The following is a 15685-nucleotide window of genomic DNA, read 5'->3' as shown; positions in this document are numbered from 1 at the left end:
CATCACGCACATGATCAAGAACATCCACGGTCGCACGCTCGAACTGCTCGGCGAAGCTGTCGTGGCCGGCCGCTATGCGATCGGTGCGTCGATCCCGGCCGAACCCATTCTGGGCGAGGAGCTCGGCGTGAGCCGCACCGTGGTGCGCGAGGCCATCAAGTCGCTGGCGGCCAAGGGCCTGATCGTGACGGGTCCCAAGGTGGGCACGCGGGTGCTGCCGCAGGACAAGTGGAACTGGTTCGACCCCGATGTCATCACCTGGCAGTCGCGTGCCGGGCTCACGCCCGAGTTCCTGCGCGACCTGCAGGACCTGCGGCGCGTGGTCGAGCCGGCGGCCGTGCGGCTTGCGGCCGAACGGGCCAGCCCGCAGGACATCGAGGAAATAGAGCGCGCCTACGCCGGCATGAAGGAAGCCGTGGAGAACGGCGGCGACTACGTCACCTTCGACCTGCGCTTTCACACCGGCCTCCTGAGCGCGGCGCGCAACCGCATGCTGGCGCAGATGAGCAAGGCACTCAACGCGCTGCTTCGCACCAGCTTCGAGATATCGACCAGCAAGCCCGACGGTCCCGCGCTTTCGCTGCCGCTGCATCGCGCGGTGCTCGATGCGGTGATTGCGCACGATCCGGCCAAGGCCGAGCAGGCGGTCATCCGCCTCATCGACGGCGCGCGGCAGGACATCGAAGACGTGCTCGGCTCGCGACGCCGGCTGCCGCGGCTCGGCCGTCCGCCGCCGCGGCTGAAGGCCCACTAGCCGGGCAGCCCGGGACCAGGTGCGAGCCCGCGCAGGTTGCAACAGATTTTTTTCACCCACGCTCGTGTTCGAGCATTTCCACCGAAGAAGAAGGAGACACCATGAAAGTCGTCAAGTCGCTGATAGCGCCGACGTTGTTCGCGCTGGGGTTGTTGGCGTCGGCAGGTCCCGCCGCCGCGCAGGAAAAGCTCACCGTCTGGTGGGTGAAGGGCTTCTACAAGGCGGAGGACGATGCGCTGTTCGCCGCCATCAAGAAGTTCGAGGAGAAGAACAAGAACGTGAAGATCGAGCTGTCGCAGTACCCGATCCAGGACATGATCCCCAAGACCGTGTCCGCGCTCGATTCGGGCAGCCCGCCCGACGTGGCCTATGCCGACGTGTACGACTTCCAGGTCACCGGCAAGTGGGCCTTCGACGGCAAGCTCGAAGACCTCGGCAGCGTGCTCACGCCCATCAAGGACCGCTTCGCGCCCAACACGATCGAGACCACCTACCTCTACAACGACCAGACCAAGAGCAAGGCCTACTACGCCTTCCCGATCAAGCAGCAGACGATGCACATCGAGTACTGGCGCGACATGCTGGCCGAGGCGGGCTTCAAGGAGTCGGATATCCCGACCACCTGGAAGGAGTACTGGTCGTTCTGGTGCGAGAAGGCTCAAACTGCCAGCCGCAAGGCAAGCGGCAAGCGCACCTTCGGCATCGGCATGCCGATGGGCGTGGATTCGAGCGACTCGTTCTATTCGTTCCTGACCTTCATGGACGCCTACAACGTCAAGCTGGTGGACGACAACGGCAAGCTGCTGGTCGACGACCCGAAGGTGCGCACCGGCCTGATCGGCGCGCTGACCGACTACACCACGCCCTACACCAAGGGCTGCACGCCGCCGTCGTCGACGAGCTGGAAGGACCCGGACAACAACGTCGCGTTCCACAACAAGACGACCCTGATGACGCACAACGCGACCATCTCCATCGCCGCCAAGTGGCTCGACGATTCGGACAATGCCTCGCTCACGCCCGAGCAGCGCGAGGAAGCGCGCAAGAACTACACCGAGCGCATCCGCACGGCGGGTTTCCCGAGCAAGCCTGACGGTAGCAAGATGGTGTACCGCACGGCCGTGAAGACCGGCGTGGTGTTCAAGGACGCGAAGAACAAGGCGCGCGCCAAGGAGTTCGTCTCCTTCCTGATGCAGGAAGAGAACCTGACGCCGTACGTCGAAGGCTCGCTGGGCCGCTGGTTCCCGGTGACCAAGGCCGCGCAGCAGCGCGATTTCTGGAAGGCCGATCCGCACCGCCTGTCGGTCTACAACCAGTACGCCGCCGGCACCGTGACCTTCGAGTTCACCAAGAACTACAAGTTCACCGTGCTCAACAACGAGAACGTCTGGGCCAAGGCCATGAGCCGCGTCGTCACCGACAAGGTGCCGGTGGACAAGGCCGTGGACGAGATGATCGCGCGCATCAAGACGGTGGCGGCGCAGTAAGCCGCGCGCACGCGACACCCGAAACCACCAGCAGCTGCATGCCATGAGCGCCACTGCCACCGCCGCCGCGTCGACCCCGACGCCTGTCGTCAATCCCGGAGCGCGGCATGCGCGCTGGCAGTTCTGGGGCGCGGTCATGGTCGTGCCCTACCTGCTGGTGTTCGTGGTGTTCGTGCTGTACCCGGTGGGCTACGGGCTCTGGCTCGCCCGCCATCCGCAAAGCTACGTGAAGCTGGTCGAGGACCCGATCTTCTTCCGCTCGGTGATCAACACGGCCATCTTCCTGGTCGTGGCGATCAATCTCAAGATGCTCGTAGCCCTGGTGCTCTCGGGCTTCTTCGTGACATCGCGCTGGTGGATCAAGATCGTCTCGGCGATCTTCATCCTGCCATGGGCGATGCCCTCGATTCCCACCATCCTGTCGATCCGCTTCATGCTCAACCCCGAGTGGGGCGTGATCAACAGCACGATCTTCCGCCTGACCGGCGCCGACGGCCCCAACTGGCTCAACGATCCTGCGCTGGCCCTGGCCTTCGCGATGGTGGTCCATGTATGGAAGTCGCTGCCGTTCTGGACCCTGATCCTGGTGGCGGGGCGGCTCGCCATTCCATCCGAACAATACGAGGCGGCCTCCGTGGACGGCGCCTCGTCGTGGCAGAAGTTCCGCTTCGTGAGCTGGCCGGCGCTGAAGACGCTCTACATCACCTCGACCATTCTCTCGATGATCTGGACGCTGGGCGACTTCAACAGCGTCTACCTGCTGACCGGCGGCGGACCCGCGGACTTGACGCATGTGCTCGCCACGCTGGGTATCCGCTATCTGCGCCTCGACCAGGTCGACCTGTCGATGGCGTCCATCGTGGTGGCCTTGCCGCTCGTTCTCCCGCTCGTGTACTTCATGATGAAGAGGCTCTCGAAATGAAGCGCTGGACTCCGAAAGCCGTGCTCACCGAGGCCCGGCTGCTGCTCATCGGCATACCGGTGCTGCTGTGGACGCTGATTCCGGTCTACCACATGGTGCTCTTCGCCATTTCGTCGAAGGACTCCGCGACCTCGGGCCACCTGTGGCCCAAGAATCCGACGCTGGACAACTTCCGCATCGTGTTCCAGCAGAAGCACTTCTACCTCGACCACTTCTGGTTGCAGCTCGGGAACTCGCTGCTGATCGCGCTCACGGTAGGGGCGCTGACGCTCTTCGTCGCCACCACGGCCGCCTTTGCGATCAGCCGGCTGCGCGTGCGGGGCGGCCGCACGGTGATGAACCTGGCGCTGTTCACGTACTTCATTCCCGCGGCCTTCCTGGCCGTGCCCATGTACAAGACCATGGGCAACTACGGCCTGCTCAACAGCCAGTGGGCGCTGATCCTTGCCATGGTGACCATCGCCTCGCCGTACTGCATCTGGGTGCTCAAGCAGGCCTCCGACAAGCTGCCCTACGAGCTCGACGAAGCCGCGCGCATGGACGGCGCTTCGCCGCTGCAGCTGTTCCGGCTGGTGTACCTGCCGCTGATGGTGCCGTCGCTGGTGGCGGTGGGCACCTATTCGCTGCTGCTGGCATGGAACGAGTACCTCTACGCCTTCCTGCTGCTGTCGAACGACAGGAGCGTGACGCTGGCGGTGGCGCTCGGCAACTTCCTTTCGGCCGACGATTCGCCGTGGGAACTGCTGATGGCCACCGGCCTCATCTATGCATTGCCGCCTGCGGCGATCTACTACGCCTTCAAGCGCTACATGGTGGGCGGACTCACCGCTGGTGCCGTCAAGAGCTGAGCGAACCCTGGGAACAAAAATGGCATCCGTATCCTTTCGCAATATCCAGAAATCCTTCGGCAAGGTCCAGATCATCCAGGGCCTGAGCTTCGACATCACCGACGGCGAGTTCGTCGTGCTGGTCGGGCCTTCGGGCTGCGGCAAGTCGACCCTGCTGCGCATGCTCGCGGGCCTGGAGGACATCAGCGGCGGCGAGATCATGATCGACAGCCGCGTAGTCAACGACCTCGAGTCGAAGGACCGCGACATCGCCATGGTGTTCCAGAGCTACGCCCTCTATCCGCACATGACGGTGGGCGAGAACATGGGCTTCAGCCTGCGGCTGCGCAATGCCGAGAAGTCGGTGACCGACGAGCGCGTGTCGCGGGCCGCGAAGATCCTCAACCTCGACGCGCTGCTCGGGCGCTATCCGCGCGAGCTGTCGGGCGGCCAGCGCCAGCGCGTGGCCATGGGGCGCGCCATCGTGCGCGACCCCAAGGTGTTCCTGTTCGACGAGCCGCTATCCAACCTGGACGCCAAGCTGCGCGTGGCGATGCGCGCCGAGATCAAGGCGCTGCACCAGCGCCTGAAGACCACCACCGTCTACGTGACGCACGACCAGATCGAGGCCATGACCATGGCCGACCGCATCGTGGTGATGCACGACGGCATCGTCGAGCAGATCGGCACGCCGCTCGACCTGTACGACCGCCCCGACAACCTGTTCGTCGCGCAGTTCATCGGCTCGCCGTCGATGAACGTGATCGAAGGCACGGTGCGGCGCTCGGGCGGCGAATGCCATGTCGAGGCGCATGGCGCGCGCTGGCCCGTGCCGCCGGGCACCTCGGCGCCCGACGGCCAGCCGGTGCACTACGGCATCCGCCCCGGCGACATCACGCTGGGCGGCGGCAGCGGCGTCGATGCGCAGGTGATCGTGGTCGAGCCCACGGGCGCCGAGACCGAACTGCTGGTGCAGGTCGGCGAAGCGAAGCTGGTGCTGGCGGTGCATGGCCGCGTCGACGCGCAGCCCGACCAGACCGTGGGCCTGGCGATCGATGCCGACCGCGTGCACCTGTTCGACCGCCAGAGCGGCCGGCGCATGCCCTGAACCTTGCCCGTCAGCCGGTGCGCAGCCGCAGCAGCGCGCGCACGAAGCCGTGGTCCGAGCGCGAGCGGTCCCGACCTTCGTGCAGGTGGTCGTTGAAGTAGTCGACCCGGCGCACGTCGCCCAGGCTGCGCCGGCTCGTCGCAACGAACTCCTCGCTCACGAAGATCTGGTCGAGCACGGCCGGAAAGCCCTGGTGGATGTGCGAATAGGCCACGTCCTTCTTGAGCGCTGATTCGCCCTGCATCTCGTAGGCGTTGAACAGCGCCACGTCGCGCGCGGCCTTGTCGTAGGCCACTTCGGAGGTGGCGGCCACCAGTTGCGTGGTGACGCTGTGCGGGTCGTCGTTGAAGTCGCCCATCACCACCAGCGGCGTGCTGGTGCCCTGCAGCAGGTCGATCACGATGCAGCGCAGGGCCGCCGCCTCGACGCCGCGCATGACGAGCGAGCGCAGCGAAGCCATCACGCCGACCTTGCGGTCCTCCCGGTCTTCCAGGGCATTGCCCTGCGCGTCCTGCAGGAACTTCGGCCGCTTGGACTTGAGGTGCACCGTGAGCACGTGCACCTGCTGCCCGTGCTTCATGCGCAGCGTGGCCAGAAGGGGCGGGCGCTCGAAGCGCATGTGCGGGCCCAGGCCCGGCACCTCGACCCCGAAGCCAGGCGGAAAATCGACGAAGGAGCGGACCTCGTCCACCTGCAGCCGCGTGGCAATGCCGACCCGCGGCGTGCCCTGCGCGCCGTTGTGCGGCGGCGTGTTCTCCGCGCCGGGAACCGAGACGAAGTCGTAGCGCAGCCCGCTGCGCGCAATGGCGGCCTTCAGCGCGCTTTCGTCCCAGACCTCCTGCACCGCGAGCACGTCGGCATTGAGCGCATGGAAGCGCTCGCCGGTCCAGGCGATCTTGCGTTCGTAGTCGCGTTCGTCGTAGGCGTCCTGGTTCTCGTAATACACCCGGTGCGGGTTCGCGAGATTCAGCAGGTTGCAGGTGGCAACGAAGAGCGTGGCGTAGTTGGGCGGGATGTCTTGCATGGCACGCGATTGTGTCCGCAGCGGGCGGCAGTCGGGAGGCGCCGCGCCGGCGGCGCAAAAGACAAAGGGCACCGAAGTGCCCTTTGTCTTTGTCGCGGGGCAGATGTTCCATCTACCCGCTGCGCCGGTCAGCGCCCGAACGAGCGTCCGCCGCCGCCGGAGCGGTTGCCACCGCCGCCGCCGCCGTAGCCGCCGCCACCCGAACGGCCACCACCGCCGGAGCGGTTGCCGCCGTAGCCGCCACCGCCGCCGCCCGGGCGTCCGCGCCCGCGGCCGCCACCCATGTGGTCGACGCTGGTGCGCAGCGGATCCGGCTGGCCGTCGCCGCCGGCGACCGCTTCGGCGCGCAGGTGCGCGACCTGGTTGGCCTGCGTCGGGCTGTGGCTGTTGCCGTGATGGCGCGGCTGGCGCTCGTCATGCGGCAGGTGATTTTGCGGCGCATGGTGCGGCGCGCGTGCCGGGCCTTGCGGTCCGCGGCCTTGTGCCGGGCGGGCGCCCTGGCCGCGCGGGCCCTGGCCCTGTCCCTGGCCGCCGCCGTTGGCATTGCGGCCCTGGCCGCCACCGCCCTGGCCGCCACCGCGGCGCTGGCCGTTGCCGCCACCACCACCGCCTGCGCGTTCGCCGCCGCCCTGGCCGGCCTTGTTCTCGCGGATGCGCTGCAGCATCTCGGTGCGGGCAGCCTTGGCGGCCGCCTGCATCACGTCGCGGCTCGGCGGGCGGCCGGCACCGCCCCAGATCGTCTGGCGACCCATGGCGATCGGCTCGGCGCGTTCGCCTTCCTCGGGGCCGAAGCCTTCGACGAACTGCACCGGAATCGTCTGCTTGGTGAAGCGTTCGATTTCCTGCATGAAGCCTTCTTCGTCCATGCAGACGAAGCTCACGGCCTCGCCGCTCGAACCGGCGCGGCCGGTGCGGCCGATGCGGTGCACGTAGTCTTCGCTGACGTTCGGGATTTCGTAATTGACGACGTGCGGCAGCTCGTCGATGTCGATGCCGCGGGCCGCGATGTCGGTGGCCACCAGGGCGCGGATGTCGCCGCTCTTGAAGCCGGCCAGCGCCTGGGTGCGGGCGCTCTGGCTCTTGTTGCCGTGCAGCGCCATTGCCTCGATGCCGTTCTTGGTGAGGAATTCGGCCACGCTGTTGGCACCGAACTTGGTGCGCGTGAACACGAGCACCTGGCTCCACTTGTTCTCGTTGATGATGTGCGCGAGTAGCGCCTTCTTCTTGCCGCGGCCCACCGGGTGGATCACCTGGGTGATGCGCTGCACGGTGGTGTTGCGCGGCGTGACCTGGATGCTCTGCGGGTTCTTGAGCAGCGTGGCGGCCAGGTCGCGGATCTCGTCGCTGAAGGTGGCCGAGAACAGCAGGCTCTGCTTTTCCCGGGGCACCAGCGCCAGGATCTTCTTCACGTCATGGATGAAGCCCATGTCGAGCATGCGGTCGGCTTCGTCCAGGATCAGCATCTGGACCTGACTCAGGTCGAGCATGCCCTGCTGCTGCAGGTCGAGCAGGCGGCCGGGGGTGGCCACGAGGATGTCGACGCCCTTCTTGAGCTTGCTGATCTGCGGGTTCATGCCCACGCCGCCGAAGATCACGGTGGAGTCGAGCTCCAGGTACTTGCCGTAGGTGCGCACCGACTCTTCGACCTGGGCCGCGAGTTCGCGCGTGGGCGTGAGCACCAGCGCGCGGATGCCGATGCCGCCGAACTTGTTGGTGGCGCTCGCGCCCACGCTGAGCTTGTGCAGCATGGGCAGCGTGAAGGCAGCGGTCTTGCCGGTGCCGGTCTGGGCGCCGCCCAGGAGGTCGTGGCCTTCGAGGACCGCGGGAATGGCTTGCGCCTGGATGGGGGTGGGGGTGTCGTAACCGTGCTCGTGCACAGCCTTCAAGATGGCGGGAGCCAGCTTCAGTTCGTCAAAATTCATTGGAAACAATAAGCGCCATACACGGCGCAGTGGCATCGGCCCGCTTGGCGTCTTTTGTGACGCCGAGCCAGTCAAGGCTGATGAAGGTCAGGGGTGGGAGCCGGAAAGTCCGCCCTCGCAAGAGGGTTGAAAGGCGCTTTCTTCGTCCCCGGCAGAGAGCCGGTGTTGCGGGCAACTGGACCCGGCAACGGTGCCTATTGTCGCATGAGTCGATAATCCATGGTTTGCCGCGTTCGAAAGCTTCTTCGGGCGCCCGCGCTTTTCCCCCAATTTCCGCTACCCAAGGTAACTATTCACAGATGGCTCAATACGTCTATTCGATGAACCGCGTCAGCAAGACCGTGCCGCCCAAGCGGCAGCTCTTGAAAGACATTTCGCTCTCTTTCTTCCCCGGCGCCAAGATCGGCGTGCTCGGCCTCAACGGCTCGGGCAAGTCGACGCTGCTCAAGATCATGGCGGGTGTGGACAAGGAGTTCGAGGGCGAGGCGCTGCCCATGCCGGGGATGACGATCGGCTATCTGGAGCAGGAGCCCAAGCTCGACCCCGAGCACACGGTGCGCGAATCGGTCGAAGAGTCCATGGGCGCGGTGTTTGCGGCCAAGGCGCGCCTCGAAGAGGTGTACATCGCCTATGGTGCCGAAGACGCCGACTTCGACGCGCTGGCAGCCGAGCAGGCCCAGCTCGAAGCCATCATCGCCACCGCCGGCACCGATTCCGAACATCAACTGGAAATCGCCGCCGATGCGCTGCGCCTGCCGCCGTGGGACGCGAAGATCGGCCTGCTGTCAGGCGGCGAAAAGCGGCGCGTGGCGCTGTGCCGCCTCTTGCTGTCCAAGCCCGACATGCTGCTGCTCGACGAACCCACCAACCACCTGGACGCTGAATCGGTGGAGTGGCTCGAAGTGTTCCTGCAGCGCTTCACGGGCACCGTGGTGGCCATCACCCACGATCGCTACTTCCTCGACAACGCGGCCGAGTGGATCCTGGAAATGGACCGCGGCCGTGGCATTCCCTGGAAGGGCAACTACAGCACCTGGCTCGAGCAGAAGGGCGAACGCCTGGCGCAGGAGCAGAAGAGCGAGGAAGCCCACGCCAAGGCGCTGAAGAAGGAACTGGAGTGGTCGCGCCAGAACCCGAAGGCGCGCCAGGCCAAGAGCAAATCGCGCCTGGCCCGCTTCGAAGAGCTGAGCGACATGGAATACCAGAAGCGCAACGAGACGCAGGAAATCTTCATTCCGGTGGCGGAGCGGCTGGGCCAGCAGGTGTTCGAGTTCCACAACGTCAGCAAGTCCTTCGGCGACCGCATGCTGATCGACAACCTGAGTTTCACCGTGCCGCCGGGCGCGATCGTCGGCATCATCGGCCCGAACGGCGCCGGCAAGTCGACGCTGTTCAAGCTGCTCGCGGGCAAGGAAAAGCCGGATTCGGGTGAGGTCGTCATCGGCCAGACCGTGAAGATGGCCTTCGTCGACCAGCACCGCGACGAGCTCGCCAACAACAAGACCGTGTGGGAAGACATCTCGAACGGCCTGGACATCATCAACGTCGGCAAGTTCCAGATGGCGAGCCGCGCGTATGCGGGCCGCTTCAACTTCAACGGCGCCGACCAGCAGAAGAAGGTCGGCACGCTGTCGGGCGGCGAGCGCGGCCGGCTGCACCTGGCCAAGACGCTGATTGCGGGCGGCAACGTGCTGCTGCTGGACGAACCGTCGAACGACCTGGACGTGGAAACCCTGCGCGCGCTCGAAGACGCGCTGCTCGAGTTTGCCGGCACCGTGATGGTCATCAGCCACGACCGCTGGTTCCTCGACCGCATCGCCACGCACATCCTGGCGGCCGAAGGCGACAGCCAGTGGACCTTCTTCGACGGCAACTACCAGGAGTACGAAGCCGACAAGAAGAAGCGCCTGGGCGAAGAGGGTGCCAAGCCCAAGCGCATGCGCTACAAGGCGCTGAAATAGGCTCGCCCCCAGTCTTCGCGCACTTCGTGTCGCGCGCGCCTTCCCCCTACCGGGGGCAACACCGGAGGCCCGGCAAAGCCGGTTCCTCGGTGTTTCTGGAAGAGACCTCAGGGTGCCTCGACAAGAGCGCGTTGTTCCGCAAGGGGCCGCGCGCTTTTTTCATGGGGCGGGCAAGCCGGCGCGTTTCAACGTGGCCGCGCCAGCCGAAAGGCCGCGTTCGCTCCCCATGTGGCGACCAGCAGGTTGCCGTCGGGGGTGCGCGCAAGGCCCACCGGGCTGGACAGGCCGTCGGCCAGCACGACGCGGCCTCCTTCGCGGTCGATGCGGCTGACGGTCGTGCCGCCGTAGTCGACCACATAGGCGGCAGTGCCCTCGGGGTCCGCGACGATGCCGGGGCCCGGGCTGCGCAGCCCGTCGTGGATGCTTCGCGCGCGTCCGTCCGGCCCGACCAGCGAGATGCCGCCCGCGATGTTGCTGACCATCAGCTCGCCGCCCGGCAGTTCGACCGCGCCGACCGGCGTTTGCAGTCCCTGCGCCGCGACTTCGATCCTGCCGTCGGGATGCGCCGCGAGGATCTCATTGGTTCGGCGGTTGGCGATCAGCAGCCGGCCCTTGCGGTCGAAGCTCAGGCCCGCCGGCGTTGCCAGGCCGCTCACGAACACGCTCTGCCTGCCGCCGGGCGTGAAGCGCCACACCAGGTCCTGGCTGTACGACGCGACGAAGATGTCGCCGGAAGGGCCGATCGCCAGCCCGCTGGGGCCGCTCAAGCCCGATGCGAACACCGAGCGGGCACCGTCGGGCGCAAAGCGCAGCACCGTGCCGGCCGACCAGTTGGCGACATAGAGATGGCCTGCCGCGTCGTAGGCCATGCCGACCGGCGAGGACAGTTCGTCGTGCGCGGGGCGTTTTTCCAGCGTCCAGGCCGGCGGGGCGGGCGTTCGCGCCGAGGTGGTCGCATGGGTCGCGGTCGCAAGCAGCGCGAGGCCGAGCAGAGGCAGGCGGATGCGAAAACTGCGGTGTTTCATACGGGCTCTCCCACCGGTGCATCGGCAGCAAACACCTCGCGCGCGGCCGCGAGGCCGTTGAGCGCAGCCGGAAAGCCCGCATACACCGCCATCTGCATGATGGTCTCGACAATCTCGGTGCGCGTGACGCCGACATTGAGCGCGCCCTGGATGTGCACCTTGAGCTGCGGCGCGGCATTGCCCATGGCCGTGAGCGCGGCCACCACCGCGATCTCGCGCGAACGCAGGTCGAGGCCGGGGCGCGAGTAGATGTCGCCGAACGGAAACTCGATCAGGAGGCGCGCGAAATCGGGTGCGATGCCGGCCAGGCTCTCGACCACCTTGACGCCGCCTTCACCGTCGATCTGCTGAAGCTTGGCGAGCCCGCGCTCGTAGCGCAGGTTGTTGTCGTTGTGGCTTGCTTGTGTGTTGGTCATCGCTCGTCTTTCCTTCGGGGGCTGTGCCCGGTGACGAGGGACGCTTCCTGTCGATGGCGCGGTAGTGCGCGATCTTCAGCGACAGCGCCTGCATGGATTGCTGCAGCGCCGCCACCTTGGCCTGGACCTCGGCCAGATGCTGTTCGAGCATCTGCCGCCGCTCCCCGACACTGGCGTCCCCCTGGCTTCGAAGCCTGGCGAACGCCTGCATGCCCTGGATCGGCATGCCGGTCTCGCGCAGGCGCAACAGGAAGGCCAGCCAATCCATGTCGGCGCTCGCATAGCGGCGCTGGCCGCCCGGTGCACGGGGCACCGCGGCGATCAGTCCGATGCGTTCGTAGTAGCGCAGCGTGTCGGCCGTGAGGCCGGTGCGCCGCGCGACTTCCGCAATGGTCAAGTGGGCTTCCATGGCGGGAATTCTCGAAGTTGGAGCGCGCTCCAAGTCAAGCGCTTTTTGCGGTTTCCGCGGAGGGCGCGGTCCGGGGCGCGAAATCGCCGGGCTGCGGCCAGCGCATCTGCACGCGCTTTTGCACCGTGTGGATGTTGTTGCGCAGCGCATAGAGCTCGTCGGCATACGACAGCGGAACGGCCACCTTGTTGACCACGCGGTCGAGCTCCTCGAGTTCGTCGAGCAATTCGTCGCGCCCGCCCTGGCGTGCATCGACCTTGGCCTCGATGTCGCGCAGCCGCGCATACCAGCGAAACACGCGGCGGCGCACGCGGAACTGGTAGAGCGGCGGCACCACGCGGCTCAGTGGCAGCATCAGCACCAGCAGGCCGCCGAGCACCAGCCACATGCGCTCGATCAGGTTGCTGGCCCAGAACGGCAGGTAGCGCTGCCAGAACGGCGGCGTGCCGTTGATGGCGCGGTCGCCCTCGGGGCTCACGGGCAGTTCGCTGGTGCGTGTGTTGGGAAAATCGCGCGCGCGGTTGAACCAGCCGGCGTCGCTGTGCACGCTTTGCGCGGCCTGCGCGAAGAGCTGGCGCAGCGCGGAGTGGGTCTTGTCGCGCGAAAGCAGCGAGGTGGTGGCCGCGAGCAGCGAGACGTCCGTAGGCGGCAGGTCCTTCGACAGGTCGACCACGCCGCGCGGCAGCGTGACCGCCGACAGAAACGGAAAACGCCGCGTGTACGCATCGGCCTGGCCGAAGTCCATGAGCTTGATGTCGGGCGCGCGCAGCAGCCGCTGCACCTGCGGCGACTGCGGCGCCGAGGACAGCACGATGGCATCGAGCAGGCCGGCCTGCAGCGCTTCGGCCGCGGCCGCCTGTTCCAGGTTGGAAAGCAGCAGCGCATCGGGCTCGAGGTGGTTGGCCTTGAAGAGCCTTTCCATGATCTCGGGCAGGCCGCTGCCCGCCAGGTCGACGTTCACGCGCAGGCCGCGCAGCTGGGCGAGCGAAGTCAGCGTGGCCGTCTTGCGGTCGATCTTCTGCGCGCTGTCGGCGCGGTAGAAGAGCCAGATCGGCTCGAAGAACAGGCTGCCGAGCGAGGTGAGGCCGGCTTCCTCATCGGCCACCGGGTCGGCGCTGCCGCCGCGCACGAAGCCCACGTCGGCGCCGCCGCTGCGCAGCAGTTCGAGGTTTTCTGAAGAGCCCGTGGTGGCCTTGAGCTCCACCTCGATGCCGCTCGCCTTGAGCAGCTCGGCATAGCGCTTGCCGAACTGCGAATAGGCGCTGCCGGTCGGCCCGGTTGCCAGCGTCACGTGCTTGGGCGGCTGCGGCTGCAGCCACCAGTAGGCGGCAATCAGCAGGCCGATCACGAGGAACACGACGGGACCGGCCGATGCGATCAGGTCGCGGATCGACAGCAGGATCAGCTTCAGTGTCTTGGGCATGGCCATGGGGTACTCAACCTTTCGTTGCGGCGAAGTCGGCCGCGCATGGCACGTGCAGCTCGCCGACGGTGATGGAGCGCGCCGCCAGCACCGCGCGCAAGGTGGCGCGCGCCACCGCCTCGGCGGCCATGGTGCCGAGCACGGTCATGCCGGGCCTGGATTCGGAAGAAGGGCCTTCGAGCGGAATGCGGCCGGTGGCCAGCGCAAACAGCGTGTCGCCGTCGCTCATCGTGTGCACCGGGTTGATGGCGCGTGCCAGGCCGTCGTGCGCCACGCTCGCAAGGCGGTTGGCCTGCACCTTCGTCAGCACCGCGTCGGTCGCGATCACGCCGAGCGTGGTGTTGGTGCCCGCGAGCAGCGGCTGGGGCGGGTCGCCGCGCAGCAGGGCGCGGCGCGTGTCGAGCAGCGCAAGGCCGTCTTCGGTGCGCGCGCCGGCCACCGGCTGCGCGGTGTCGGGGTCGATCACGTCGCCCAGCGCATTGACCGCGATGAGCGCGCCCACCGTCACGCCGCCCACGGTGACCGAGGCGGTGCCGATGCCGCCCTTCATCGCGCGGTGCACGCCGAAGAGCTTGCCCACGAGCGCGCCGCTGCCGGCGCCCACGTTGCCTTCTTCCGGCGCATCGCGGGTGGCCGCCTCGCAGGCCGCGTAGCCGGCGGCGGCGTCGGGCCGGATGCGCGCGTCGCCCATGGGCAGGTCGAACAGCACGGCGGCCGGCACGATCGGCAGGGTGCCGAAGCGCACGTCCATGCCGATGTTGCGCTCCTCGAGCCAGCGCATGGCGCCTTCGGCCGCGGCCAGTCCCCAGGCGCTGCCGCCCGCCAGCATCACGCCGTGCACCTGCTGCACCAGGTTGCCGGGCGAGAGCAGGTCGGTCTCGCGCGTGCCCGGTGCGGCGCCGCGCACGTCGACCCCGGCCACCGCCCCTTCGCGCGCGAGGATCACGGTGCAGCCCGTGGGCCGGCGCGTGTCGGAAAAATGGCCGACTTCGATGCCGGCCACATCGGTGATGGCGCCGGAAGACGAAGCAGGAGAAGAGGAAGCGGATGACGGAGCGGGCATGGCGGCCGATTATGGGACCGCGCCCTCTACGATAGGCCCCCATGACAGTTGCAAGAAGTTTCTCCGCCGAGGGCGCGGGACGCCATGTGGTCGTGATCGGCGCAGGCGCCGTGGGCAGCGCGACCGCCATCGAGGCCTTGCGCGCCGGCCTGCGCGTGACGGTGGTGGAGCCCGGCGAGCCGGGCGGTCCGCAGGCCACGAGCTACGGCAATGCGGGCTGGCTCTCGTCTCATTCCGTGGTGCCGCCCGCGCTGCCCGGTGCCTGGCGCAAGGTGCCGGGCTGGCTGACCGATCCGCTGGGGCCGCTCGCGCTGCGTTGGCGCCATCTGCCGCGGGCCTTGCCCTGGCTGCTGCGCTACCTGGCCTCGGGCTGGACCGAGGCGCGCGTGCAGCGCACCGCCGACGCATTGCGCACGCTGCTGGCCGATGCCCCGGCCCTGCATGCCCGGCTCGCCGCCGAGGCCGGGATGCCGCAGCTCATCGAGCAGCGCGGCCTGCTGCATGCCTACCGGTCGCGCGAGGAGTTCGAGGGCGACGCGCTCGGCTGGCGCGTGCGCCGGCGCACTGGTGTGCAGTGGGAGGAGTGGCCGGCGGCTGAATTGCGGCAGCGCGAACCCGACCTCGACGCGCGCTACACGCTCGGCATCTTCGTGCCCGAGGCCGGGCACTGCCGCAATCCGGGGGCCTATGTGGCGGCGCTGGCGCGGCACGCGCAGGAGGCCGGTGCGCAGCGTGTGGCGGCGCGCGCCACCGGCTTTCGCATCGCGGGCGGGCGGCTGCGCGCGGTGCGCACCGAGGCCGGCGAGATCGCCTGCGACGCCGCCGCCATCTGCGCCGGTGCGCGCTCGGGCCCGCTGGCCGCAGCGGCCGGATCGCCGGTGCCGCTCGAATCGGAACGCGGCTACCACGTGGTCGTCGAAGGCGCTTCGGCGGGGCCGCGCACGCCGACGATGGTGGCCGACGGCAAGCTCATCGCGCACTGGATGGACGGTGGCCTGCGCGCGGCCGGCCAGGTCGAGATCGGTGGGCTCGATGCCGCGCCCGACTGGCGGCGCGCCGAGATCCTGCACCGGCACCTGCGGTCGATGTTTCCGGCGCTTGGCACCCAGCCGCCGGAGGCGGTGGCCGTGAAGCACTGGCTCGGCCACCGGCCCAGTCTGCCCGACGGGCTGCCCTGCATCGGCGCATCCGCGGCCAGCACGGACATCGTGCTGGCCTTCGGGCATGGGCACGTCGGCCTGTGCGGCTCGGCGCGCACCGGCAGGCTCGCGGCGCAATTGCTCGCGGGCACCGCGCCCGAGACGGCGCTGGCCCCTTTCGATCCCGCCCGCTTCAGCTGACGCG

At 67.8% G+C, this 15685-nt stretch carries 14 protein-coding genes; 7 read left to right on the top strand and 7 right to left on the bottom strand.

The window, feature by feature from the left end; genetic code table 11:
* Positions 1 to 10: 10 nt before the first annotated feature.
* The 5 genes from ACAM54_RS18025 to ACAM54_RS18005 all read left to right on the top strand — a co-directional run bounded on the left by ACAM54_RS18025 (position 11) and on the right by ACAM54_RS18005 (position 5098).
* The gene (locus ACAM54_RS18025; RefSeq protein ID WP_369648453.1) at positions 11 to 754 is read left to right on the top strand and encodes a FadR/GntR family transcriptional regulator; all 744 of its coding nucleotides are present in this window, start codon (positions 11 to 13) and stop codon (positions 752 to 754) included.
* A 101-nt stretch (positions 755 to 855) separates the two neighbouring features.
* Positions 856 to 2241 (top strand): ABC transporter substrate-binding protein, encoded by a 1386-nt coding sequence (locus ACAM54_RS18020; protein ID WP_145746116.1) that lies wholly within the window; start codon positions 856 to 858, stop codon positions 2239 to 2241.
* A 43-nt stretch (positions 2242 to 2284) separates the two neighbouring features.
* Entirely contained in the window at positions 2285 to 3163 is an 879-nt protein-coding gene (locus ACAM54_RS18015; RefSeq protein ID WP_145746117.1) for a carbohydrate ABC transporter permease, read from the top strand.
* Positions 3160 to 4011, top strand: coding sequence for a carbohydrate ABC transporter permease (locus ACAM54_RS18010; protein WP_145746118.1), 852 nt, complete (start codon positions 3160 to 3162; stop codon positions 4009 to 4011). The genes ACAM54_RS18015 and ACAM54_RS18010 overlap by 4 nt, the downstream gene beginning before the upstream one ends.
* A gap of 19 nt (positions 4012 to 4030) precedes the next feature.
* A complete protein-coding gene (locus tag ACAM54_RS18005; RefSeq protein WP_369648452.1) occupies positions 4031 to 5098 on the top strand; it encodes an ABC transporter ATP-binding protein in 1068 nt (355 codons plus the stop codon).
* A 10-nt stretch (positions 5099 to 5108) separates the two neighbouring features.
* Here ACAM54_RS18005 and ACAM54_RS18000 read toward each other — a convergent pair whose 3' ends face one another.
* Together ACAM54_RS18000 and ACAM54_RS17995 are read right to left on the bottom strand one after the other, a co-directional pair.
* Positions 5109 to 6122 carry an endonuclease/exonuclease/phosphatase family protein gene (locus tag ACAM54_RS18000; RefSeq protein ID WP_145746120.1) on the bottom strand — a complete coding sequence of 338 codons (1014 nt, stop codon included), beginning with the start codon at positions 6120 to 6122 and terminating at the stop codon, positions 5109 to 5111.
* A gap of 128 nt (positions 6123 to 6250) precedes the next feature.
* Positions 6251 to 8044: a DEAD/DEAH box helicase gene (locus ACAM54_RS17995; protein ID WP_145746121.1), complete on the bottom strand. Its 1794-nt coding sequence runs from the start codon at positions 8042 to 8044 to the stop codon at positions 6251 to 6253.
* A gap of 299 nt (positions 8045 to 8343) precedes the next feature.
* Here ACAM54_RS17995 and ettA point away from each other — a divergent pair, with 299 nt between their 5' ends.
* Positions 8344 to 10005 carry an energy-dependent translational throttle protein EttA gene (ettA, locus tag ACAM54_RS17990; RefSeq protein ID WP_015866459.1) on the top strand — a complete coding sequence of 554 codons (1662 nt, stop codon included), beginning with the start codon at positions 8344 to 8346 and terminating at the stop codon, positions 10003 to 10005.
* Between the two features lie 185 nt (positions 10006 to 10190).
* On the opposite strand, the gene ACAM54_RS17985 is transcribed toward ettA, so the two are convergent.
* Genes ACAM54_RS17985 through ACAM54_RS17965 form a run of 5 tightly spaced genes read right to left on the bottom strand, consistent with a single transcriptional unit; the run spans position 10191 to position 14341 of the window.
* Complete coding sequence (locus tag ACAM54_RS17985; RefSeq protein WP_209536015.1) at positions 10191 to 11030, bottom strand: hypothetical protein; 840 nt, start codon at positions 11028 to 11030, stop codon at positions 10191 to 10193.
* Positions 11027 to 11446, bottom strand: a complete 420-nt coding sequence (locus ACAM54_RS17980; protein WP_145746123.1) for a carboxymuconolactone decarboxylase family protein — start codon at positions 11444 to 11446, stop codon at positions 11027 to 11029. Before ACAM54_RS17980 ends, ACAM54_RS17985 begins: the two co-directional genes overlap by 4 nt.
* Positions 11364 to 11855 carry a MerR family transcriptional regulator gene (locus ACAM54_RS17975; protein ID WP_369648451.1) on the bottom strand — a complete coding sequence of 164 codons (492 nt, stop codon included), beginning with the start codon at positions 11853 to 11855 and terminating at the stop codon, positions 11364 to 11366. The genes ACAM54_RS17980 and ACAM54_RS17975 overlap by 83 nt, the downstream gene beginning before the upstream one ends.
* 34 nt (positions 11856 to 11889) lie before the next feature.
* On the bottom strand, positions 11890 to 13284 hold the full coding sequence (locus tag ACAM54_RS17970; protein ID WP_145746125.1) for a TAXI family TRAP transporter solute-binding subunit: 1395 nt from the start codon (positions 13282 to 13284) through the stop codon (positions 11890 to 11892).
* A gap of 7 nt (positions 13285 to 13291) precedes the next feature.
* On the bottom strand, positions 13292 to 14341 hold the full coding sequence (locus tag ACAM54_RS17965; RefSeq protein WP_369648450.1) for a P1 family peptidase: 1050 nt from the start codon (positions 14339 to 14341) through the stop codon (positions 13292 to 13294).
* A gap of 41 nt (positions 14342 to 14382) precedes the next feature.
* Here ACAM54_RS17965 and ACAM54_RS17960 point away from each other — a divergent pair, with 41 nt between their 5' ends.
* Positions 14383 to 15681 carry an NAD(P)/FAD-dependent oxidoreductase gene (locus ACAM54_RS17960; protein WP_369648449.1) on the top strand — a complete coding sequence of 433 codons (1299 nt, stop codon included), beginning with the start codon at positions 14383 to 14385 and terminating at the stop codon, positions 15679 to 15681.
* Positions 15682 to 15685 lie beyond the last annotated feature (4 nt).

The organism is Variovorax sp. V93, from assembly GCF_041154485.1.
GTDB lineage: Bacteria > Pseudomonadota > Gammaproteobacteria > Burkholderiales > Burkholderiaceae_C > Variovorax > Variovorax beijingensis_A.
This window is presented reverse-complemented; position numbering and strand designations above follow the sequence as displayed.